This is a genomic window from Paenibacillus macquariensis (genome assembly GCF_900156375.1).
Lineage (GTDB): Bacteria > Bacillota > Bacilli > Paenibacillales > Paenibacillaceae > Paenibacillus_AQ > Paenibacillus_AQ macquariensis.
The window spans coordinates 280074-302425 of sequence record NZ_FTNK01000007.1; the positions used below are offsets into that span (position 1 = coordinate 280074).

General features: G+C 40.3%; 20 protein-coding genes. 4 read left to right on the forward strand and 16 right to left on the reverse strand.

From position 1 onward, the window contains the following. Nucleotides 1-274: 274 nt before the first annotated feature. Nucleotides 275-1579 (forward strand): uracil permease, encoded by a 1305-nt coding sequence (gene uraA, locus BW961_RS15190; RefSeq protein ID WP_068588026.1) that lies wholly within the window; start codon nt 275-277, stop codon nt 1577-1579. A gap of 99 nt (nt 1580-1678) precedes the next feature. Here the strand turns inward: uraA and BW961_RS15195 are convergent, their stop codons facing one another. The 6 genes from BW961_RS15195 to BW961_RS15220 all read right to left on the reverse strand — a co-directional run bounded on the left by BW961_RS15195 (nt 1679) and on the right by BW961_RS15220 (nt 8417). Then, nucleotides 1679-2197: an adenine phosphoribosyltransferase gene (locus tag BW961_RS15195; RefSeq protein WP_068588029.1), complete on the reverse strand. Its 519-nt coding sequence runs from the start codon at nt 2195-2197 to the stop codon at nt 1679-1681. Between the two features lie 102 nt (nt 2198-2299). Next, nucleotides 2300-4696, reverse strand: coding sequence for a single-stranded-DNA-specific exonuclease RecJ (gene recJ / locus BW961_RS15200; protein ID WP_068588032.1), 2397 nt, complete (start codon nt 4694-4696; stop codon nt 2300-2302). Nucleotides 4697-4748: 52 nt separating this feature from the next. Beyond that, on the reverse strand, nt 4749-5696 hold the full coding sequence (locus BW961_RS15205; RefSeq protein ID WP_068588036.1) for a cation diffusion facilitator family transporter: 948 nt from the start codon (nt 5694-5696) through the stop codon (nt 4749-4751). 176 nt (nt 5697-5872) lie between these two features. Beyond that, complete coding sequence (gene secF / locus BW961_RS15210; protein WP_068588039.1) at nt 5873-6769, reverse strand: protein translocase subunit SecF; 897 nt, start codon at nt 6767-6769, stop codon at nt 5873-5875. Further along, a complete protein-coding gene (gene secD, locus BW961_RS15215; protein ID WP_068588041.1) occupies nt 6759-8012 on the reverse strand; it encodes a protein translocase subunit SecD in 1254 nt (417 codons plus the stop codon). The genes secF and secD overlap by 11 nt, the downstream gene beginning before the upstream one ends. A gap of 147 nt (nt 8013-8159) precedes the next feature. Continuing rightward, on the reverse strand, nt 8160-8417 hold the full coding sequence (locus BW961_RS15220) for a post-transcriptional regulator (RefSeq protein ID WP_068588042.1): 258 nt from the start codon (nt 8415-8417) through the stop codon (nt 8160-8162). 188 nt (nt 8418-8605) lie between these two features. On the opposite strand from BW961_RS15220, the gene spoVB reads away from it, so the two are divergent. After that, a complete protein-coding gene (gene spoVB, locus BW961_RS15225) occupies nt 8606-10225 on the forward strand; it encodes a stage V sporulation protein B (RefSeq protein ID WP_068588046.1) in 1620 nt (539 codons plus the stop codon). On the opposite strand, the gene BW961_RS15230 is transcribed toward spoVB, so the two are convergent. Further along, nucleotides 10218-10970, reverse strand: coding sequence for a YetF domain-containing protein (locus tag BW961_RS15230; RefSeq protein WP_082867560.1), 753 nt, complete (start codon nt 10968-10970; stop codon nt 10218-10220). The genes spoVB and BW961_RS15230 overlap by 8 nt on opposite strands. Nucleotides 10971-11186: 216 nt before the next feature. On the opposite strand from BW961_RS15230, the gene BW961_RS15235 reads away from it, so the two are divergent. After that, nucleotides 11187-11582 (forward strand): TIGR04086 family membrane protein, encoded by a 396-nt coding sequence (locus tag BW961_RS15235; protein WP_068588051.1) that lies wholly within the window; start codon nt 11187-11189, stop codon nt 11580-11582. Nucleotides 11583-11656: 74 nt separating this feature from the next. Then, nucleotides 11657-12502 (forward strand): phosphatase PAP2 family protein, encoded by an 846-nt coding sequence (locus BW961_RS15240; RefSeq protein WP_244555964.1) that lies wholly within the window; start codon nt 11657-11659, stop codon nt 12500-12502. A gap of 82 nt (nt 12503-12584) precedes the next feature. Here the strand turns inward: BW961_RS15240 and yajC are convergent, their stop codons facing one another. The 9 genes from yajC to BW961_RS15285 all read right to left on the reverse strand — a co-directional run bounded on the left by yajC (nt 12585) and on the right by BW961_RS15285 (nt 22333). Then, entirely contained in the window at nt 12585-12863 is a 279-nt protein-coding gene (yajC, locus tag BW961_RS15245) for a preprotein translocase subunit YajC (protein ID WP_068588055.1), read from the reverse strand. Between the two features lie 31 nt (nt 12864-12894). Next, nucleotides 12895-14034, reverse strand: a complete 1140-nt coding sequence (tgt, locus tag BW961_RS15250; RefSeq protein WP_068588057.1) for a tRNA guanosine(34) transglycosylase Tgt — start codon at nt 14032-14034, stop codon at nt 12895-12897. Between the two features lie 78 nt (nt 14035-14112). Further along, the gene (gene queA, locus BW961_RS15255; RefSeq protein ID WP_068588060.1) at nt 14113-15141 is read right to left on the reverse strand and encodes a tRNA preQ1(34) S-adenosylmethionine ribosyltransferase-isomerase QueA; all 1029 of its coding nucleotides are present in this window, start codon (nt 15139-15141) and stop codon (nt 14113-14115) included. Between the two features lie 6 nt (nt 15142-15147). After that, nucleotides 15148-17259 carry a SpoIID/LytB domain-containing protein gene (locus tag BW961_RS15260; protein ID WP_068588062.1) on the reverse strand — a complete coding sequence of 704 codons (2112 nt, stop codon included), beginning with the start codon at nt 17257-17259 and terminating at the stop codon, nt 15148-15150. 28 nt (nt 17260-17287) lie between these two features. Beyond that, nucleotides 17288-18295 (reverse strand): Holliday junction branch migration DNA helicase RuvB, encoded by a 1008-nt coding sequence (gene ruvB, locus BW961_RS15265; RefSeq protein ID WP_068588065.1) that lies wholly within the window; start codon nt 18293-18295, stop codon nt 17288-17290. Nucleotides 18296-18314: 19 nt separating this feature from the next. Beyond that, a complete protein-coding gene (gene ruvA / locus BW961_RS15270; protein WP_068588068.1) occupies nt 18315-18929 on the reverse strand; it encodes a Holliday junction branch migration protein RuvA in 615 nt (204 codons plus the stop codon). Further along, nucleotides 18926-19429, reverse strand: coding sequence for a crossover junction endodeoxyribonuclease RuvC (gene ruvC / locus BW961_RS15275; protein WP_068588071.1), 504 nt, complete (start codon nt 19427-19429; stop codon nt 18926-18928). Before ruvC ends, ruvA begins: the two co-directional genes overlap by 4 nt. Nucleotides 19430-19695: 266 nt before the next feature. After that, nucleotides 19696-20487, reverse strand: coding sequence for a response regulator transcription factor (locus tag BW961_RS15280; protein WP_068588074.1), 792 nt, complete (start codon nt 20485-20487; stop codon nt 19696-19698). Beyond that, entirely contained in the window at nt 20465-22333 is a 1869-nt protein-coding gene (locus tag BW961_RS15285) for a cache domain-containing sensor histidine kinase (protein ID WP_068588077.1), read from the reverse strand. Before BW961_RS15285 ends, BW961_RS15280 begins: the two co-directional genes overlap by 23 nt. Between the last annotated feature and the right edge of the window lie 19 nt (nt 22334-22352).

The following is a 22352-nucleotide window of genomic DNA, read 5'->3' on the forward strand; positions in this document are numbered from 1 at the left end:
CGTTTCCCTTCTATATAAAATGGAACCCGCTTTCCCATAAATCTGTGCAGGTTCCCTCCGTGTGATTTTTTATTAATTATGACGCTTGTGACGTAATACGTCAACACTTCCGCTAATCCAATACAAGGGTTGACAATGAAGTGCCCTTTTCAACATTAAAGTGACATATAAGTGATTATTTCGAAAATGTTATTGTAATATTCACCAAATCTAATTAATCTATATAAGATCATTTTTTAGAGTCGTAATAATATATCATTAGGAGTGAAAAGCGTTGCAACGAGAAATTCAAGTAAATGAGAGACTGCCCCTTGGTCCTGGCTTTATACTTAGCCTACAACACTTATTCGCCATGTTTGGCAGTACCGTGTTAGTACCAAATCTGTTCCATGTCGATCCTGGTATGATTCTATTAATGAATGGTATCGGTACGTTATTCTACATTCTAATTTGTAAAGGAAAGATCCCAGCATACTTAGGGTCAAGCTTTGCATTTATATCACCGGTTAGTTTACTAATACTTAAGGATCCTGATCAAGGTTATTCATTCGCGTTGGGCGCATTTATTGTTACAGGAGTTATCTTTTGTATCGTGGCCTTGATTGTCAAACTTGTAGGTACAGCATGGATTGATGTCGTATTCCCTCCAGCTGTGATGGGGGCTATTGTGGCGACGATTGGACTCGAACTTGTACCGGTAGCCGCACGGATGGCTGGTCTAATTGCGCCAGAGAATGTAGCAACTGCCAGTTGGACTCCCAACATGCCTACTATCATTATATCCATGACTACTCTGGGTGTTACCATTATTGGTGCCCTCGTATTTCGAGGATTCCCTAAGATCATACATATCTTAATTGGTATTGTAACAGGGTATGGATTAGCATACTTCATGGGTGAAGTTAATACTTCTGCGATAGCTGGCGCTAATTTCTTCGCCACCCCACACATTACAACACCAAGTTGGAATTTCTCTGTCATCCTGACGATCATTCCAGTGTCTCTAGTGGTCATTGTCGAACATATAGGTCACTTACTTGTGACAAGTAGTATTGTCGGTAAAGATCTCAATAAAGATCCTGGTCTTCACCGCTCACTACTCGGAAATGGGATCTCAACCATTGTCTCCGGCTTTGTTGGTTCAACGCCTAATACGACCTATGGCGAGAATATAGGCGTTATGGCTCTAACGAAAGTCTACTCTGTATTTGTCATCGGTGGAGCCGCTGTTATTGCCATTTTTCTATCTTTCTCAGGAACCTTCTCATCCGTTATCTCCAATATCCCCCATGCTGTCATGGGAGGCGTGTCACTTCTGTTGTTCGGTGTTATTGCAGCTTCTGGTCTTCGTATATTCGTAGAACAGAAAGTCGATTTCTCTAAAGCATCAAATATGATTCTAGCTACTCTTGTCTTGGTTATTGGTCTAAGTGGAGCCACTCTTCATATTGGCACCGTCGAACTTAAAGGAATGGCCCTAGCAACCATAGTCGGAATTGTACTTAGTTTATTCATCAAATTATTAGAAGTAATTGGATTATCTAACGAGAAAGAAGATGCTTCGAACGTTGATAAATAAATCCAACATTAGCATTGGAATCACAAAAACCCTCTTCCCTATAATAAAGGAAGAGGGTTTTTATTGTATTATACCGACGATAAAGCTAGAGCGTTAACTCTATTCTTCATAGGATAGAAGTGAGAACACTTCAACATCCGTTAATTTGTCGCGGCCTTTTAATTGATCTAACTCAATTAGGAAAGCAGCCCCTACAACAACGCCACCTAGTTGACGAACTAAGTTTACTGAAGTTGAGATCGTTCCACCCGTAGCAAGAAGATCATCAGCAATTAATACTTTTTGACCTTTCTCAATAGCATCCGTGTGCATCGCTAGACTGTCATTACCATATTCCAAGTTATATCCCAATTCGATCGTCTCATAAGGAAGTTTACCGCTTTTACGAATCGGAACAAAACCAACGCCCAATGCGTAAGCAAGAGGTGCTCCCACGACAAAACCACGAGCCTCTGGACCAGCAATAAGATCTATTTCGAGATGCTTAATAAGCTCTTTAAGTTCATCGATTGCTTTCTTGTACATAGCACCATCGTTAAGTAGCGTTGTTATATCTTTAAAGCTAATTCCCTGTTCTGGAAAATCAGGAATGACACGAATATAATCTTTTAAATTCAAGTTAATTTCCTCCTAAAATGTTTTGAGCGATACTTCTTGGGTTTACTTCGAAAAACATACTTCGAAAGCATAACCTAATGTTTTGAGCGATACTTCTTGGTATTATGAGATAGCCTTCAACAGGGTTATCATCCAATTTGTCAATTGTATTGTGTTACTATGGAACAAATTCTGCTCCATCTCTGCAAGATTTCCTAGCTCACGAAAGTGTATTGAATCATCCAGGTCCTTCTTGGGAGGTTTAAGCACAAGCGTAATAAAACCTTGACTTCGTTCAATAAAGGACAACTCTTCGAATACATCCATCATCATGGAGAGCATCCTCACAGATGTTGATGATTGACGACTGATTTGGGACAATACATCCCTTTCAGATACAGGAACAGATCCAATACGAGACAACAATATATACAACTTTTTAAACAGTTCCCGATCAGGAACTTGAAGTTTCTCTGGGACATCCATGGCATGTAGTAAGACGATATTACGTAATGACTTATATGTTGTCATCATATCATCTAACTGCCTAGGAGACTGTGGTGCATCCAAAACAAACAAAGTCGTTATATCATCCTTTCCTTGTTCTGCAACTGAATTAGAGCTTATCATTCCACCGTTCTTATCATATACCCAAAGGGATAGTTCGTTCAAATGATTTCTTACATCCGTTAGTCGCTTTTCTTCGAATAGTACACCAACTTGTGCAGATTGACCACGCAAGCGAGGACCCATCAATTGTAGATAACGATTTATCTCCACTTGAGGTTCTTTCACGCCACGTAAATCATACACTTGTGGTTCAGATATCGCTAAATCATGAAGCATAAGTTGTAGCTTGCGCGAACCATTCCACTCATTAATTGTCAATTCTCCGATAACATCCAAGGAAGTCCCTGAGGTCAGTAGGTCAGATAGATTTCCTTGACCGAAAGCAACAGCTTCTAGTCTACTATTTCCTTGTTGCATCGTAAGTCGAAGGTGATTATGATCGCGTCCCATGGTGCGACTTTCTTGCAACACGATATCCCTGATAATGAAGCGCGGAACAGGATTAGCCATCCCAAATGGTTGCAATAGCTCTAACTCTTCAATAACTGAGATCGGTAAATCTGATACCTTCCATTCCCCATCTGCATCAACTACAGGCATGAGATCCTCGGTTACTAGAATAGTCTTCGCATATTGATTCAGAGCACTTTCAAATTCACTTAATTGTTCTATGTGCAAGCTCATCCCTGCAGCTGCTGGATGACCACCATAATGATCCATTAAATGTTTGCAAGAAGTTAGAGCCGCATACATATCAAGTTCAGAAATTGAACGAGCAGACCCTTTACACGTTCCTGTCTCTTCATCTATGCCTAATATGAGGACTGGACGATAGTAACGTTCTAATATTTTGGATGCCACAATACCAACTACTCCGACATTCCAACCTTTCCCTGCCAACACAATGACAGACGGTAGACCACCATTCTGTATCTTCGTCTCCAGTTGTGCTAGTGCTTCTTGAAGGATATCCTCAACAACCTGTTGCCTTTGTTTATTCAAGTTATCTAACTCGTGGGCAAGACCTAGCGCAACAGATGAATCCTCAGTAGTCAATAAAGATACGGCTCTTCCTGCATGATCTAATCTTCCACTTGCATTAATTCTAGGAGCCATACCAAACGCAATGTTGGTGGACGTTACTGTCTCCTTAACAATGCCACTTACTTCAAGTAATGCTTGAATCCCTTGAAAAGACGATTTGCGCATGGATGTAATCCCGGTCTGAACTAAGATACGATTCTCACCTGTCAGTGGCATTAAATCAGCTACAGTTCCAATAGCTACAAGTTCCGTCCATTCGATAGGCGGATTACCTAATAAGGCCTGACATAGCTTGTAGGCCACCCCAACGCCAGCTAAGCCTTTATAAGGATAGGAACAATCCGATAGCTTAGGATTAATGAGGGCATAAGCATTAGGCAAAATCTCAGGAGGCTCATGGTGATCGGTAATAATAACATCTATTCCTAATGAATTAGCGTAAGCTACCTGCTCCACCGCACTTATTCCCGTGTCAACCGTTATCATTAGAGAGACGCCTTGTTGATGTGCCCAATCTATTGCATGATTATGAAGTCCATACCCCTCGTTAGAACGATGTGGTATGTAAATATCATATGATGCTCCCATATGGCGCATGAGATGAATCATCAACGATGTACTAGATACGCCATCTGCGTCATAATCCCCATATACTAAAATATGTTCCTCACTATCAACAGCTTGGAGAATTCTCGGAACTGCTTCTGTCATTCCGTGTAACAGGAACGGATCATGTAAATCATCCATATTTCCTTTTATAAACATGTTAGCCTCTTCAACGGTGCAAATTCCTCTTGAGATAAGAAGGGAAGCAAGCAACGGAGAAATAGACAATACCTCAGCAAATTGTTGACTTGCATTAGCGTCGTATGCCTGTGGCTGCCACTTATACTTCGAATGGAGCACGTGTATTCACCTTTCTTTCCCTACCTTATTCATATGTCATTCAACATTGTGACTATTGGAGTAATGTCGGCGTATCCCGACTTGTTAATTCATGATTAGACTTGTAAGGATAACCAGGATCGTAAGGAACCACTTGAATATTCACATCACTAACATGTAGAAAGCGGTTCATCAATAGCTTTTTCGCACGCTCAGCAATATCTTGCGCTTCCAAAACCGTAATTCGCGGATTAACACTCACTTTCACATAAATCACAATATAATGCCCATGTTCTTGTGATTTCAGATCATCTACTGTTATGATTCCGTGTACACGCTGGACCGTATCAATAAAATTAGCTGAATTTTCTTCTTCTATTTCCTGATGAGCAATCCTCCCATATACAGAATTCACGATAAGAAGATACCCTTTTCTAAGTACAAGAACCGATACAATTAACGCTGCAATAGAGTCCATGTATAGTAATCCCGGCCATCCATACATATCTCCTGCGAACGAAAGAATGACACCAATTAATACGATAAAAGATGAATATAATCCTAAACGATGATTCGCAGCATATACCGTGTGTTTACCTTCATTTCTTTTTTTCGATACACGGTATTGAAATTGAAAGATAGCTTCTCTTACAGCCAGTGAGACAAAGATAGCCATCACTGAGAATAGTCCCGGTGATTTCAGGTCATCTTTCGAAAGATTCATAATCGCACTCGTAGCAATTTGTAATCCTCCCATAAGAACTAAGATCGAAAAAAGAATGGCTATTATAGGTGATGTTTTTGCAGATTTACGATTACCTCTAAGAAATATCGGCCGTTTCCAAGGAATTTTATCTGCTAATAAAGTAGAAGCTTCCGTCGCTGAATACAATGCATCACTTAGCAAAGCTTTGCTATCTGAGAAATATCCAACAATCCCTTTAAATAAAGCAAGTCCAAATTCACAAATAATCCCTGTCCAAGTTACGGTTTCTGTTGGCACTAAACGTTGTATAGTCACATGAGCCCCCCTCTAGCAACTTCAATTCCGATAACTCTAATCTCTCTATATCCGTGGTCATCCCATGTCACACTAACTATGACTTCTACTGGTACTCCCTAACATGATCTAATCAATATGAAAGCCGCGTCATCATAGACCGCGGCTTTCTTTGTTTTATTCCAATTCCCTTAAGCTTATGATGTTTTTCCAACTTTTTTATTCTTTTCTTTACTCTTAAGGAAAAACCAGAATGGGCTTGCAATAAAGATCGAAGAATAGGCTCCGAATACAAGTCCAATAACCATAGCGAAGGAGAACATTTTAATCGATTGTCCTCCAAATAGGTATAGGAAGAGCGCTGCGATAAAGACCGTCAGTGCCGTATAAATCGACCGCTTAAGCATTTGATTCACACTCTTATTCACCAAGTGAACAAGATCCTCGTTCGTCTTGAGCTTAGCGAAACGTAAATTCTCACGTATCCGGTCGAATATAACGATCGTATCATTAATCGAATACCCAATGATTGTCAATACAGCGGTGATGAAGATCAAATCCACTTCCAAACGGAATATGGAGAACACTGTGATAACCAAGAAAGCATCATGAATGAGCGACAATATCGCTGCTAACGCAAAACGCCATTCAAAGCGGATACTCACATAAATAATAATACCGATGCAAGACAGAAGTACTGCATAAATAGCATTTCTTCCAAGTTCTTTAGCCATCTCTGTATCTACTGTATTGATCTCAAAAGATGCAGTACTGTCCAACTTTTGAATCTCAGCTTTAAGCTGATTATCGTGCTCTTCGTTTAACACTTCGGTGAAGCGAATATTCATTCTTTTATCACCTGGGGTAATACTTGTTCCCTCATCGATTCCAATCTTCTTGAGAATGGGTTGAACTTCGCTCTGTGTTAGCGATTTGGAGAGTGAGATATCCACATTGGAACCTGCACGAAAATCAACTCCAAAATTCAAACCAAAGATAGAAAGACAGATGATCCCTACGATCGTTAAAATGATGGAGATCGTATAGTAATACTTACTAATATGAACAAAATCAATTTCTTTCTTAAAGTTCACGAATTTCACTCTCCTTCACACCAAATTGCTTCGGTTCTTTAAGTAGGCCTGACTTAACCAAGAGGCTAAGCAACCAGTGGGAGAAGTAAACGTTCGTGGCAATACTCAATACAATTTCAACAATGAGTACTAATGCGAATCCTTTTACAGCACCTGTTCCGTATGCAAACATAACGCCTGCAACTATGATTGTCGTAACATTGGAATCGATTATCGTACGGAAAGAAGATTTATTTCCTAATTTAACGGAAGACATAACGCTTCTTCCATTACGCATTTCTTCTCTAATACGTTCATTGGTTATGATATTAGCATCAACAGCCATCCCTATCCCGAGTATAAATGCTGCTATACCAGGCAAAGTTAATGTGAAATCAGCTAGAACGAATACTAAAATAAGTAACCATGTGTGTAAAATCAGAGCAAAACTTGCTAATAATCCTGGTAAACGATATATCCCAATCATGAAAAGAAGAATAAAGGCCGATGCGATTAGACCCGCAACAATCGTCTGATCCAATGATTGTTTACCAAGTGTAGCTCCTACGCTTTGAGAATACTTTTCCGTCAAGCTAAGTGGCAACGCACCTAAGTTAATCGTATCCCGAAGATTCTTAGCTTCATCATTCGTGTAGTTACCACTAATGGAAGCTTTGCCATCGCTTAATTCCGCTCTTACAACAGGAGCAGACAGCATCGTTTCATCTAAGAAAATACCTAATTCTTTGTTGATAAGACGTTTTGTAATTTCTGTGAATTTAGCTTTATCCTTCACTTGGATGCTAATTTCAGGTTGGTTTAGAGAGTCATAACCCACTTCTGCACCATTCTCTTTAAAATCACTTCCTAAAAGCTCGATTTTAGTGAAATCAGCCGCTTCTTTGCCACCAGTTGGCGAACTACGAAACGTAAGATTCGCAGGTTCTTTCATTTTCTTTCTCACTTCAGCCTCATTGGTTACGCCAGCGATCTTCAGACGAATGCGGTTAGTTCCTTCTGTAGTCACCTCTGGCTCACTTGTTCCTAAGACGTTTGCCCGCTTCTCTAAACTCTGAGCAGTGCGGTTCAAAGATTCTTTAGTAACGGCTTGTCCTTCTTCTAATGGCTTAGCCTCATAGAGAATTTCAAATCCTCCCTTAAGGTCAAGGCCCAATCGGACCTTATCGAGTAATCCTGGAGTTGTTACTGCCATTACACCAGCTAACACGATCACTGTAACGAAAAAACTAATAATTCTTTTCATGCCGATCTTAGTTCCCCTTTCGTTCTCAATATTCCTATTATAGCCATGCGTTAAAATGCAGTCAATTTATCAAATTTGTAAAATTCGTGTCACCGCAAAATTTGACACTACCATTCCCTTTCCTTTCCAAGACAAAAAGGACCTCTTCTATTCAAAAGTAGATCCCCTATAGGCCGACATTGTCATAAAATTCATAAACCCCGTTACTTTTAGAGATAAAATATCGTTGACTAATTTATAGATTGGAGGAAAGCCTTCCTTTTCGTATTTTGAGCTAACGCAATTCCATACATCTTTACCAGTCACGTGCTCATATCCGATAAGTCTAAATTCTTCGGCTTTGCTCTTACACATCATCTGAATATCCTCATCGAGCTGCACGCTACTTAAATCTTCTACTCCCACGCGTACTCCTCCTCTCTATGATGTCTGTATCTCTTAACAAGTTATTCGACCCTTAAACCCGATTTTCCTTTTTCTATGAAATGAATTACAAAGCTTACGTATGAGAATGGACAGGTTAAGCATATCCATATAGTAATGGTCATGCTGGACAACCGGCTAAGCTTGACTCGGGAAGAGGGAGTGAGCAGTTGAAGAAGCCTAAGAGACAACTAAATAAGCAACAGAAACAAACATTTATACAAGGGACCTTAATATTAGTGGCAGCAGGTATCATTAATCGGATATTAGGGTTTATCCCTCGCATTATGTTACCACGTATTATTGGAGCAGAGGGTGTTGGAATTTACCAACTAGGGTATCCATTTTTCATTGTATTAATGACAATCATTACCGGTGGTATCCCCCTTGCCGTATCGAAGATTGTGTCAGAAGCTGAGGCAGCAAATAATCCAAAGGCTTCACAAACCGTCTTACGAATCAGTCTAGCCTTAACGCTCACATTAGGTATTATCTTTATGCTATTATCCATCTTGTTCGCCCCTTGGATCACCCAGACTATTCTGACAGACCCAAGGGTCTATCACACATTCGTTAGTATGAGTCCCATGCTCGTAATTGTTGCTGTATCCTCTGTCTATCGGGGCTATTTCCAAGGGAAACAGAATATGATTCCATCAGCCCTATCTTCCATTGTAGAGACATTAGCTAGAATTGTATGTGTACTTTGGTTCTCATTTCTTCTTCTACCCAAAGGAATTGAATTTGGAGCAGCTGGAGCCATGTTAGGTGTGATGGCCGGTGAATTCATTGGTTTCCTTATATTACTATGGCAATATCATGCAGAGAATAGAAAGGGAGACGATCCTGAGACAAATGACACCTTAGAAGCGGAAGCTCCTATCCTTCCCCCAAAAAGGGTACTTCGTCGATTACTGAAAATTACGATCCCTGTTACGGCAGGCAAGCTCGTCGGATCCTTCTCATATTTATTCGAATCCATTATTACGGCACAAAGCCTTGCATTAGCCGGTTTCGCCACCTCCGTTGTAACTGCTCAGTATGGAGCATTGCAAGGTATGATCATCCCATTATTGTTACTACCAGGGGCGCTAACCGCTGCATTATCAGTCTCACTCGTTCCCTCCTTATCAGAAGCAGCAACCCGCAATGATATGGTTATGATTCACAAAAGACTCAATCAAACATTAAGGTTAGCCCTTGTAACCGGAGCACCTTTCTCTGTTTTGATGTTTGTCCTTGCTGCTCCGTTATGTTTACTTTTATACAACGATCACAATATATCAGGTATGTTACAACTCATGGCGCCTTTTGCCTTATTTATATACGTTCAAGCTCCGCTGATGGTAGCTCTTCAAGCACTTGACCATCCTGGTAAAGCTCTTCGCAATACATTAATTGGATCCGCTATTAAGTTATTTCTAATCTGGTACTTAGCATCACAACCTCAATATGGAATACTAGGCGCTGTGATTGCCATTATTGCTAACAGTATCATCGTTACATTGTTACATGGTTTCAGTGTAGCTAGGATGTTATCTTTCAAATACAAGATTTTCGACTTTGTAAAAATGGGTGTTTCTATGATCGTAATGGCGGGAGGGACCCAATTTGCTTATAACCATCTCCCTTTTCAGCAACTCGCATGGTTACAATTCATTGCAGCAAGTATGGTTGGTATGATTATTTATTTCATCATTATATTTAGTATCAAGCTCGTATCCTTTCGGGATCTAGAGAAAATACCAATGATCGGTGATTGGTTTCGCTCCAAACAGAAATTCACTTAACCGGTTCGCCACTTACTTTTTCCTTTAGATCAATATAAATATGATTATTATGATCAATACTGCATAGAAAAACATCTTTGAAATCGCTCGCACCCTTTGCTAAAATCTGATTTTTCAACCAAAATCGCGTCTTTTTGATCAAGTGTAAATTTTCATCTTGGACTCTACCATCCATAATCAACGGCACAGGTAACCCTTGATGAGTTAGTTTACCAGCAGGCACCAAAATTTTTCTCCTGCTGTACACTCTACTTTTCCTTCTAGCTAGCGAAGATTCATATGAAGACTCCTCAGCAGACTTTGAATCTTTGGAAAGAACCGTAAGTTGACCTGTCGTCTCGAGAATCGCAAATTCTACATCGGCAATGTTATCTATATCCTTTTGACGGATTTGAAGCATTAGATCGTCAAGATTATAACGCTGCTTCTTCATGGCATCACGATGAATTTTACCATTAGAAATGAGAACGGTAGGCTTCCCATCAAATAACAGACGTAACCTCCGATTCTTCAAACTAATCTTTGCAATGATAATCTGCAAGATGACAAGTGTCACCATAGGAAGGATCCCATCCAACAGAGGTTCTTTCATATCCTCAACAACAAACACAGCAAGTTCAGCAATCATAATGGAGATGACAAAATCAAATAGTGAGAGTTTTCCAATTTCTCTTTTCCCCATAATACGAATGGTGAAATAAATGAAAAAATACATCAATAATGTTCTGAAAATGTGAGTTGTCATATCGCCTGTCACTTATATCTACTCCCTTAATCTTGTCACAATTGGACATGTTTGTATTGCTATTGTCACCTTTTTTGATAAAGCTCATGCAGGAGTCTCTATCTTTAATTAATGGCAATTTAATATGCAACAACCCTATGCTTTGTTGTTGTACTACTGGGGCAAGCCCCATCATACAATGACAGTAACATATGGACTATAAAGGAGGTTTCTTATATGCAATTTATTCGTCAATTCATCTCTTTAAGAATTACCAACCCCATCCTTGCAGGGCTTTGTTATGCATTTTTCTGGATGATGATGGGTTCATTTATTCTATCTTTGTTCTTATGGTTAAGTGGAATGCAGGAACATGATCTTGGTGTGTATATTTATGTAATACATATGTTCTCGGCAGCAGTAGGAGGTATCGTATCTGGTAAGCGTTCAGGACGAAAAGGATGGTATAACGGAGGTTTAACTGGCATATTCTACGGGCTATTTATTGTGATTATCGGTTTTCTTGCTTTAGATAATTCGATAACATTAGAACATATTCTTTGGGTAGGTGTAGCATTTGTTATTGGTGCAATTGGAGGAATGTTCGGCGTTAACTTAAGACAAAATATGTAATTTCCAACAATAGTCTCTTCCTTATTTATGTGGTACACTAGTTTAAGTCATTTTATAAAGAGGAGGCTATTTTTGTGCTTTACCAGTCAATGGGAACGATTACTTTAGCTTCAACAGCAATGGTTATTATACTGATTTGGTTAGGATCACTTCGTAATCCATTTAGCGTTATTAAAGAGTTCGCGAATACTCTTATATCTTCTCGAAGATTCACATTTCTATTTATTGGTGTAGCAGGCATTCTATTTATTAATAAATATGAACTCACAATTGAACAAAATATGAATTATCAAGCAGATTTCACGCCCTGGGTCTTCGGTATAGAAGGTCATTTCGTAAGAAATCTACAAGAATTCTTCTATAATCCAATAATCACAGAAATATGTGTGTTCTTCTATGTTATTGTTTTTCAATCTCTGTTGATTGCCTCTATCGGGGTATACCTTTTGAATAAGAATAAGTTGTTCGTGTATGCTACATGTTTCGCCATCGTAATTAATTATGCGGTAGCCATTCCGTTCTATCTCTTTTTTCCAGTGAATGAAGTCTGGTCCTATCCACTCTCTGGAGTCACTTTTCATATGTTAGATGTATTTCCTAGATTCGAGGAATCCTATAGACCCCTCTCCGGTCTAGATAATTGCTTCCCAAGTCTTCACACGTCTATCTCCGTGACGATTATGATATTAGCTGCTCGTTCGGGCAATCGTCGTTGGAGAATTATCACGGCCATAAGTGCCATTGTTGTAGTATTCAGTATATTCTATCTTGGAATTCATTGGGTAACGGATATGTTCGCTGGGTCATTATTAGGCCTTACAGCATCCACCTTAGGAATTTATTGGGCTAAATTAACCCTTAAGAAAGAGGAGAAACTTCAGCACAGGAATCGTTCTAAAGATGTGGAACTATCCTTATAGACACATAAAGAGGTTGTCCATTTTGTCAACTCGACAAAATGGACAACCTCTTTTACTTGTGGCAACATATTTAGATCACAATTTATTTACTTTCTGCATCCTTACGTACACCCTGACTAATCGCGCTACGGTCAAAAGTAAGCTTAGTTGCATCATTAACAAGAAGAACAATAATATCATCCGTGATTTCTACGATTGTGCCGTGAAGACCACCAATAGTTACTACCTTATCTCCCTTGCCTAGAGCTCTTAACATAGTAGCACGTGCTTTTTGTTTCTTTTGTTGCGGACGAATTAACAAAAAGTAAAAGATCGCAAACATCAAAACAAACGGCCAAAGTAATTGAATCATTTCAGTCATTTTATTTCCCCCTTAAATAAATTACATCATTCTAGAAACCTTTAAGATTCTCATAAAGCCCATACTGTTCAAAAAACTCATCACGGAAATCAAGCAGTCTGTCGTCCATAATACTCTGACGAACCTTGCGCATTAATTCTAGCAAGAAGTGCAGGTTATGGTATGTAGTCAGTCTCAGACCAAAGGTTTCATCTGCCTTAATCAAATGCCGCAAGTAAGCTCTCGAGTAGTTCTTACATGTATAACAATCACATGCTGGATCTAATGGACCGTAATCTCGAGCATACTTAGCGTTACGGATCACAACTCTTCCTTCGCTTGTCATTGTTGTCCCATTACGAGCGATACGTGTTGGTAGAACGCAGTCAAACATATCCACTCCACGAATAGAACCTTCGATCAGAGCATCCGGAGATCCGACACCCATCAAATAACGAGGCTTATTGCTTGGAAGTAGTGGAATTGTGTAATCCAATACATCATACATTAATTTCTTAGATTCACCTACGCTGAGTCCTCCAATAGCATACCCCGGGAAATCCATGGAAGTCAAATCACGCGCACTCTGCTTACGTAAATCTTCATACATCCCACCTTGAACAATTGCGAATAGCCCTTGATCATTCGGACGAGCATGACTCTCTAAACAACGTTCAGCCCAACGAGATGTCCGTTCAAGTGATTTCTTCAGATAATCATATTCTGCAGGATAAGGAGGACATTCATCGAATGCCATCATTATATCTGATCCCAGTGCATTCTGAATTTCCATAGCAACTTCTGGAGACAAGAATAATTTATCACCATTCAAGTGAGAGCGGAAATGAACGCCTTCTTCCGTAATTTTGCGCATTTCACTAAGACTGAACACCTGAAATCCACCGCTATCTGTCAAAATAGGTCGATCCCAATTCATGAATTTGTGAAGTCCACCCGCTTCGCGAATAATGTCGTGACCTGGGCGTAGAAATAAATGGTAGGTATTGCTGAGAATAATCTGTGCATCCATTTGCTTCAATTCTTCTGGACTCATCGTTTTAACCGTCGCCAATGTCCCAACGGGCATAAATGTAGGTGTCTCAATAATCCCATGAGGTGTATGAACACGACCTAGACGTGCTCCTGATTGTTTACATGTTTTAATATGTTCATAAGTAATTGCTGCTACCATAGTGTATTTGTATTCCTTCCTTATATAACATTCATCTAAAACTTAAGTTGAAACGTTAATCTTACCGTTTCCTATTTTTCAATAAATAAACATAGCATCACCGAAGCTGAAGAATCGATATTGTTCCTTCACAGCTTCTTTGTACGCTTCAAGAATATGTTCTCGCCCTGCTAAGGCACTAACTAGCATGACCAATGTTGATTTAGGAAGATGGAAGTTAGTAATTAAAGCATTGACTACCGTAAACTCATACCCCGGGAACATGAAAATACTTGTCCAACCGCTACTTTCCTTCAAAGGTCCTCCAGCACATTGCTGCCCAACCGTCTCTAGTGTTCGACATGTTGTCGTTCCCACAGCAATAATTCTACCACCAGCTCGACGAGTATCGTTCAGAAGATCTGCCGTTTCCTGAGAAAGGGAATAATATTCTTCATGCATCACGTGGTCTTCTACACGCTCCACCGACATCGGTCGAAATGTACCTAATCCAACATGCAATGTAATAAAGGCTACCGAAACACCTTTAGCACGAATATCATCGAGTAATTCCTCTGTAAAATGAAGCCCTGCTGTAGGTGCTGCTGCTGAACCCTCATGACGAGCGTATACCGTCTGATAACGCTCACGATCATCCAGCTTGTCCTTAATATATGGCGGAAGAGGCATTTGTCCAAGTCGATCAAGGATTTCTTGAAATACTCCGTTATACGTAAACTTGAGTACTCTTCCTCCCATATCACTTTCAGACTCAATTACCGCTTTAAGTTCATCACTAAATACAATAATATTTCCTTGTTTCAGCTTTTTCCCTGGCTTCACTAACGCTTCCCAGCGATCATCCCCCAGATTCTTAAGTAGAAGAACCTCTGCTTTAGCACCTGTATCCTCTTTCACACCAAACAGTCTTGCCGGGATAACCCGAGTATCATTCAATACAAGTGTGTCACCTGACTTAAGATATTCCGTAATATCTTTAAATGTATGATGCTCCGTCTTACCATCTTCTTTATTCAACGTTAGCAATCGAGATGAGCTTCGTTCTAGAAGTGGTGTCTGAGCAATCAATTCCTCTGGTAGATCAAAATTATATAACTCTACATCCATGTGTCGTCATTCCTTAGCGATAGTGACATTTTGATAATAGTGTTTCAAAATATCCTGATAACCATTCCCTGCATCGGCCATACCTTTGGCTCCCCATTGAGAAAGTCCTAGACCATGACCATTTCCTTGTCCGATAAACATAAACTTATCACTAGCATCTAATACCGCTGCCTTGGATTCACTATTCATGATGACCGTTCCTGTACCTTTAAGGCTAGCTGTACCAGAAGCCGAGATCACGGAAGTATTAGAAGATGTCAATGCCTGTACTTTTACACCATCCGAGCCTAATACAGTATAACTGCCAGTTGATGCAATATCAAACAATGTACTTGGCAATCCATTTAGTGCTGACCGGAACATATCTGGATACTTCACATCCAATATTTGTCCATTTACCTGCAGTTCTACAACCCGACCCGATGGTCCTCGTCTCGTAACATCCAGTGAGTTAATGGTAGTAGGTAATACTATTGTACCCTTCCCCTTCATTGCCTTAAGTAGTTCAGCTGAAGTATACGGACCTCTTACCCAAGAGTAAGTGTTAGATTCTGCGACTTTATCGAGAATAACCGCCGTATTACCCGGATTAAGTTTACTAACTGCTGGAACAGTGGATTGAACTAATGGAATTACACGAACATTCGTATCCGTGGATGTTACCGTTAACTGAGCAAGTCCCGCGGCAGTTGTAGTAGCCAATTCCTTCACGTTATCTTCACGAACATAACCTGTTAGTCCATTATTCAACAAAACATGATACCACATTTTAAGACTCTTTTGTGCAGCTAAATCACCTTCACTTGTGACAGTTGTAAAGGTATTATCGATACTATTCCATACCTCACTAGAATCTGCGGTTATCCCACCGCTATTGGATGAGAAGATGGCCTCAACTACTTTGCCATCCTTCATAAGGATTTCTCCCTTAGTATCATCTACAGCTTTGGTAACACTGGCTGCTTCAGAACTTGTACCATTATATACTTGGCTTAGCGTCGTATCGACTACATCCGCTACTTTAAATTTATTTCTCTGAAAAACAGCATAACTACGTGCAGCTACTGCTTGTGTCTTCAATGCCTCACTGGGCCATGATGAAGGTACCTCTGCTCCAACAACAGAGTACAAATATTGTTCTAGCGGAACTTCATTTACCAACGCAAGCTGCCCATTATATGAACTTATTTCCCAATTACCGCGGTAAATACGTTTGGATCTTTCAGTGACTTGTATGCCACTTGATCGATCCGGAATCCATAGTTTGGATGTGTCACCACTTATCTGATAATGATCTAACGTTTGGAGTGAAGTAAGATTAACTCCAACATCCTGACGCACGATAAGTGCTGGTATCGAAGGATCTACATTCGATAAAGTAACGGATGGCACAAGTTGACTCATCTCTTGTTGAATTCCCGCCAGCTCATTATCATTAGCAGCTTCACCTACCCATACTGCATATTGAGTTCCGCCTGAAGGCGCACTCTGGATAACAGTATTAGCATCATATCCTGCAGTTTGTATGAACTTTTGTTGAGTCTGCGCTTCAGCTTGCGTAGTATAAACACCTGCAGACCAATGTTTACTTCCCTTAAGAGATGGCACTTGACCGTTCAATTGAGCGGATGCAGTTTGTGCTACACGGTTTACAGCCTCTCTACCCGCTTGTTCAGTTGCATAAGGTCCTGAGTACAATTGATATACCATACTTCCCCCAAGTGTAGAACTGAATAGTAACGGTTTATCACTCGTTGTAGCCAGCTTCTGTGATGCAGCCGCCGCTGTTTTCCAATCATTCGTCTCTAACACTTTAACTCGGAATGAATCGATACTGAAACGAACTTGTGTAGATTGCGAGATATTAATTAAAGGATGATAACCGTCATTCCCATTAAATCCTGCGCTCCAAGGAGATACAGACTGAAGGGTTACAGCTTGAGTTGTTGATTTATAAGTATTTCCTAAATCCAGAAAAATCGCAACTCGTATGGAGTCCGGTGTGAGTCCTGCTGCCATAACCTTATTAGGGAAAGGTATACAAGCTATTCCAACAGCAGCGACTAACATTCCTTTACATAACCATTTCAACGCTTTGCTTTTCATATGAAGAAACATTGAATTTCTCCTCTCTGAGATAGATTATTTACTTCTGCTGAGGAGGCTGTGGCAATCCTAAGTGTTGATATGCAGCAGGTGAGACCATTCTCCCTCGTGGAGTACGTTGTAGAAATCCAATCTGCATTAAATAGGGTTCGTACACATCCTCAATCGTTTGACTCTCTTCTCCGATCGTTGCAGCAATCGTATCCAATCCAACTGGCCCCCCACGAAAGCTAGTAATCATGGTATGAAGAATTTTATAGTCAATTAAATCCAGACCTCTTGGGTCAACTTGTAGCATTTGGAGTGCCTGATCTGCAATATCTCTTGTGATCATCCCGTCTCCACGCACCTGTGCATAGTCCCGAACTCGTTTCAATAGACGATTGGCAATACGAGGGGTCCCCCTCGCCCTAAGAGCTATCTCATCGGCTGCATCGCCCACAATCTCAATTCCAAATATATCTGCACCTCTTGATACGATGTAACTAAGCTCATCCACACTATAAAACTCAAGGCGGCTGACTACACCAAATCGATCTCGGAGTGGTGCGGATAACAATCCTGCACGCGTTGTAGCTCCTATTAAAGTAAATGGAGGTAGATCTAATCTAACTGAGCGTGCACTTGGCCCCTTGCCAATCATGATATCGAGCGCGAAATCCTCCATCGCTGGATACATTACTTCCTCTACTGTTCGGTGTAGGCGATGAATTTCGTCAATGAACAATACATCTCCTTCTTGAAGATTGGTCAGTAATGCAGCCAAATCTCCTGGGCGTTCAATGGCTGGCCCGGACGTTGTCCGCAAGTTCACCCCTAATTCGTTAGCTATGATATTAGCAAGCGTTGTCTTGCCCAGTCCTGGCGGACCATATAAAAGTACATGATCCAGTGCCTCTTTGCGCATTTTAGCTGCTTCAATATAAATTTTTAAATTTTCCTTCACTTGATTCTGACCAATATACTCTGCCAAGTATCGAGGGCGAAGACTGAGCTCCACCGCCTGATCTTCCATCATCATGTTTGCTGATATGATACGGTCTTCCATTCACTATCGCTCCTCTTCCTTAGCCCGCATAGAGCAGTTTGAGCGCACGCTTCATTAAGACGTCTATCGTGTCTTCATATGAGACATCATCTTTAATTTTCAACCATACGCCATCAAGCTCTGTTTCTGTATAACCTAAAGCCTTCAGACCTTCTCTTGCTTCAGACCAAGAAGATCCATCTCCAACCTGAGGTTCCGGAACCGTGAACAAACCACCCAAGATTGCACCTGTCCCAAAGCCTTCCAACTTGTCCTTCAAGTCGAGAATCATCCTTTGAGCAGTCTTCTTACCGATACCTGGTAACTTGGTTAAGAATGTAATATTCTCTTGAAAAATTGCCGACACCACAAGATCAGGATTACCACCACTTAATATGCCAAGGGCAACTTTTGGTCCAATACCAGATACCTCAATTAATTTTCGGAATAACTTCTGCTCATCACGTGTTGGGAAACCAAATAATAATATGGCATCTTCACGAACATTTTGATGAATATAAATCGTAACTTCACCTTCAACTTTGGCAAAAGCATATGGATTAGGACAGAAAACACGGTAGCCCACTCCACGGACGTCTAAGACTACATAATCATTCTCCAAATGAACGACAGGGCCTGTTAAGAAATCAATCATTTCCGCAATACCTCATTTAACATTGAATTTAAAGTATATGAATGCGCATGGCATATGGCCACAGCTAAGGCATCCGCAACATCATCTGGTTTAGGTACTTCCTTCAAGCGCAAATAAATACGCACCATCTCTTGAACCTGCTTTTTTTCTGCCTTACCATATCCAACAACAGCTTGTTTCACCTGTAATGGCGTATACTCTCCAATTGGAAGTCCCTTTTGTACTGCCGCAAGAATCATCACACCACGTGCTTGACTTACGATCATTGCTGTTGTCACATTTCGATTAAAGAATAGCTTCTCGAATGCGACCGTATCAGGTTTATATTTATCTATCAACTGTACCATACCTTCGTACACATGTAACAAACGATCTTCTTCTGGCGTATGAGCTACCGTCTGAATACTTCCATATTGAACTGGTGTGATTTTGCTTCCCTCTTTGTCAACAACACCAAATCCGACAATAGCAATACCCGGGTCAATTCCTAAAATGCGCAAAATCAATCTCTCCCTCACATAAAGCGAACATATGTATTCGTCTCTTTATTATATGAAAAACTCTTAATTAAGTCTATGACTGCTAGAAATACCATTCCTGAGTAATAATATATTAATAATTCAGACTATTGATCACTATCTCTAATATAAAAAAAGACGATCATCCTTCATGCATAGGAGCATAGGATAATTGTCTCTTTGCCTCGAAAATCAGAACGAGGAGTTTTCTTATTAGGATAGATCCCCAGTTCGCAGTAGTGAATAACTCAACGAACATCCGCACGGTTATGGTCCCGGTATTCTTTGGGAGACATTCCTGTCTGCTTCTGGAACACCTTTGTAAAATAACGTCGTTCCTGATAACCTACACCGGAGCCGATGGTTGAAATGCTTTTGTCACTGTTAGCCAACATGAATTTGGCAGCTGTCATACGTTGTAGCGTAACATACTCCACAAAAGTCATGGAAAAGCGGTTCTTGAACAACAAACAAAAGTAACTACAACTGATTCCAAGCTTATCGGCCATCTCTTCGATACCAATGTCTGAATTCAGGCGTTCAGTAATATACTGAACCGCTGTATTCATAAGCTGCTCCGTTGTTTTCTTGGTACTTTCATTCTCATCCGTCGGAACCTCTTTAAAAAGAGGAATGGTATTATACAACTTATCTTTGAATTGCTTACTTCGGATCTGAACTCCGATATCTCTGATCTTATTTCCTAATTCCTCGTAATGTATGGGCTTACAAATATAATCCTTTACACCAAGCCGTATAGCCTCACGTGCGTAATCAAATTCCTGATAACCTGTGATTAACAGTACCTCGCTGTTCAGACCCATCTCACGTAACTTTCCGATGAATGTTAATCCATCCATCACAGGCATACGTATATCACACAGCACGAGATCAGGACGTTCTTCCTCCGCAATACGCAGAGCCTCCATGCCACTGCGCGCCATGCCAGTAACAGTCATCCCCATTTCCTGCCACGGAAGCACTCTGTTCAAGTTATTAAGAATAGGTGCCTCATCGTCAACCAATAATACTTTTAGCATTGTGATCTTCCCCCTGCTCGTATATAGGTATGACACATTGAATAATTGTACCGCAACCCTGACTGGAACAAATGAAAATCCCATGTCTGAAGCCATATTCAATACGGATACGATCAGCTACACTTCGGACTCCAAGGCCTCTGCGTTCCAGATGAACTCTGTTTCCGCGTTTCACTTCATCCTTATGACCCTGCTCTTCATTATTAGCGCTCTCGCTTATCATATACTGAAACATGGACAACTGAGAAGAATTCATGCCAATGCCGTTATCTTCAATCCTAATAATCAAATTACCACGTTCCTCAAAGCCTCTTATACTTAGCTTACCTTTATAGGGAATACCCTCAAAGCCATGCTGAATACTATTCTCCACCAATGGTTGAAGAGTAAGCTTCAAAATTCCACATCCGTATAATTCTGTTGGAATATCAATTTCGTAGTCGAATAAATCCTCAAAACGAAACTTTTGAATATCGAGATAATCACGAAGATGTTTGATCTCTTCTTCAAGTGTGATTTCGTCTCTATCCTGAATCGTGATACGCAAAATACTTGCGAGTCTGTATACCATCTCACTTACCTTACGACCTTCATTCTGCACTGCTAGCACATTGATTGATTCCAAAGTATTAAACAAAAAGTGCGGCTTTATCTGAGCCTGAAGAACACGCATTTCCGCTTGATTCTTTTGTCGTTGTTCCAATTGAATCCGATTAAATAGATTATTAACTTTATCCATGAGATCATTGTAGCCTTTAGCCAGCAGTGTTAGTTCGTCGTTACCCTTTTCTTCCATTCGGCTAATGAGATCTCCGCCCTCTACGCGACGCATAAAGCGTACAATGACTGCTATTTCACCGGTAATCCGATTCATAAAGAAGAGGTTGAAAATCAAAGCTGCCAAAAAACAGACAAAAATAACAACAACAAACCATCTAGCAAAAATCGTAACTTCACGTGATAATGAATCCCACGATGTCACAGATACTAGGCTCCATGGGTGATCTTTTAGATGGTACATCGAGACAATACTCTTCTCGCCTTCAAACTGTGTTTTGAAACTTTGGAAGCCTTTTTTAAAAGTCACTTCTTTATTCGTAAATGATTGGAAATTTTGGCCACTTAAATCTTTGTCTGGATCGAACAAAATCATACCATCATCATTTACAAGCATGAAAGAAACCTTTTGAGTGCTATCCCCAACTTTCAGGTTACGAAATATCGATTCGAACTCCCAGTTTTTGATCTGTACTACGAGAATACCGATGTTCTGAAAGAAGCTTAGCTCTTTCACAAGCCGGATTTGCGTAAATACAGGTTCAGTTCCTGTCAGTTCAGGATATTCGTGAGGAGCCACCCACTTTGGCACTCCGTTCATAGTCAAAACATCACGGTACATTTCACTCTCTTTGAACTTATCATATGGAAGGGTACTGAAATTATCTTTACTAAAAAGTGATACGATTTCCGAGCCGCCTTTTCCATTGAAATTGTACAAAAAAGCGTAACTGATTGAAGGGTGGTTAAAGAGAAGACTTCGAAAGTTACGTTGACTGGCATTCAGACTGAGCTGCTCGCTATCGGTCAGATCCTGATTTGTGGGATCATCCGCACTGAGCGCCATATGAAATACCGAGGTAGCAATCCCGTTGTCTGTCAAGTTATCCATCTCATTAAATACATTTGAAATACTGTAACTAATCGCTTTGAGAGAATACTCCGATTGTTCACTATACTTCTTCTCAATTGAATTATAAGTTACAAAGAACATAATCATCCCAAGAATAAACAATGGGATGATTATTAGGCCCAAAAATGCCGCAAACAATTTATAGCGTAAATTCATGGGCTAAAGCTCCTAACTT

Bases quoted from the DNA above. Each gene is read 5' to 3' on its own strand.
- secD (WP_068588041.1), bottom strand. From the start codon at position 8,012: ATGAAAAGAATTATTAGTTTTTTCGTTACAGTGATCGTGTTAGCTGGT.
- BW961_RS15230 (WP_082867560.1), bottom strand. From the start codon at position 10,970: ATGACAACTCACATTTTCAGAACATTATTGATGTATTTTTTCATTTAT.
- BW961_RS15235 (WP_068588051.1), top strand. From the start codon at position 11,187: ATGCAATTTATTCGTCAATTCATCTCTTTAAGAATTACCAACCCCATC.
- yajC (WP_068588055.1), bottom strand. From the start codon at position 12,863: ATGACTGAAATGATTCAATTACTTTGGCCGTTTGTTTTGATGTTTGCG.
- tgt (WP_068588057.1), bottom strand. From the start codon at position 14,034: ATGGTAGCAGCAATTACTTATGAACATATTAAAACATGTAAACAATCA.
- queA (WP_068588060.1), bottom strand. From the start codon at position 15,141: ATGGATGTAGAGTTATATAATTTTGATCTACCAGAGGAATTGATTGCT.
- BW961_RS15260 (WP_068588062.1), bottom strand. From the start codon at position 17,259: ATGTTTCTTCATATGAAAAGCAAAGCGTTGAAATGGTTATGTAAAGGA.
- ruvB (WP_068588065.1), bottom strand. From the start codon at position 18,295: ATGGAAGACCGTATCATATCAGCAAACATGATGATGGAAGATCAGGCG.
- ruvA (WP_068588068.1), bottom strand. From the start codon at position 18,929: ATGATTGATTTCTTAACAGGCCCTGTCGTTCATTTGGAGAATGATTAT.
- BW961_RS15280 (WP_068588074.1), bottom strand. From the start codon at position 20,487: ATGCTAAAAGTATTATTGGTTGACGATGAGGCACCTATTCTTAATAAC.
- BW961_RS15285 (WP_068588077.1), bottom strand. From the start codon at position 22,333: ATGAATTTACGCTATAAATTGTTTGCGGCATTTTTGGGCCTAATAATC.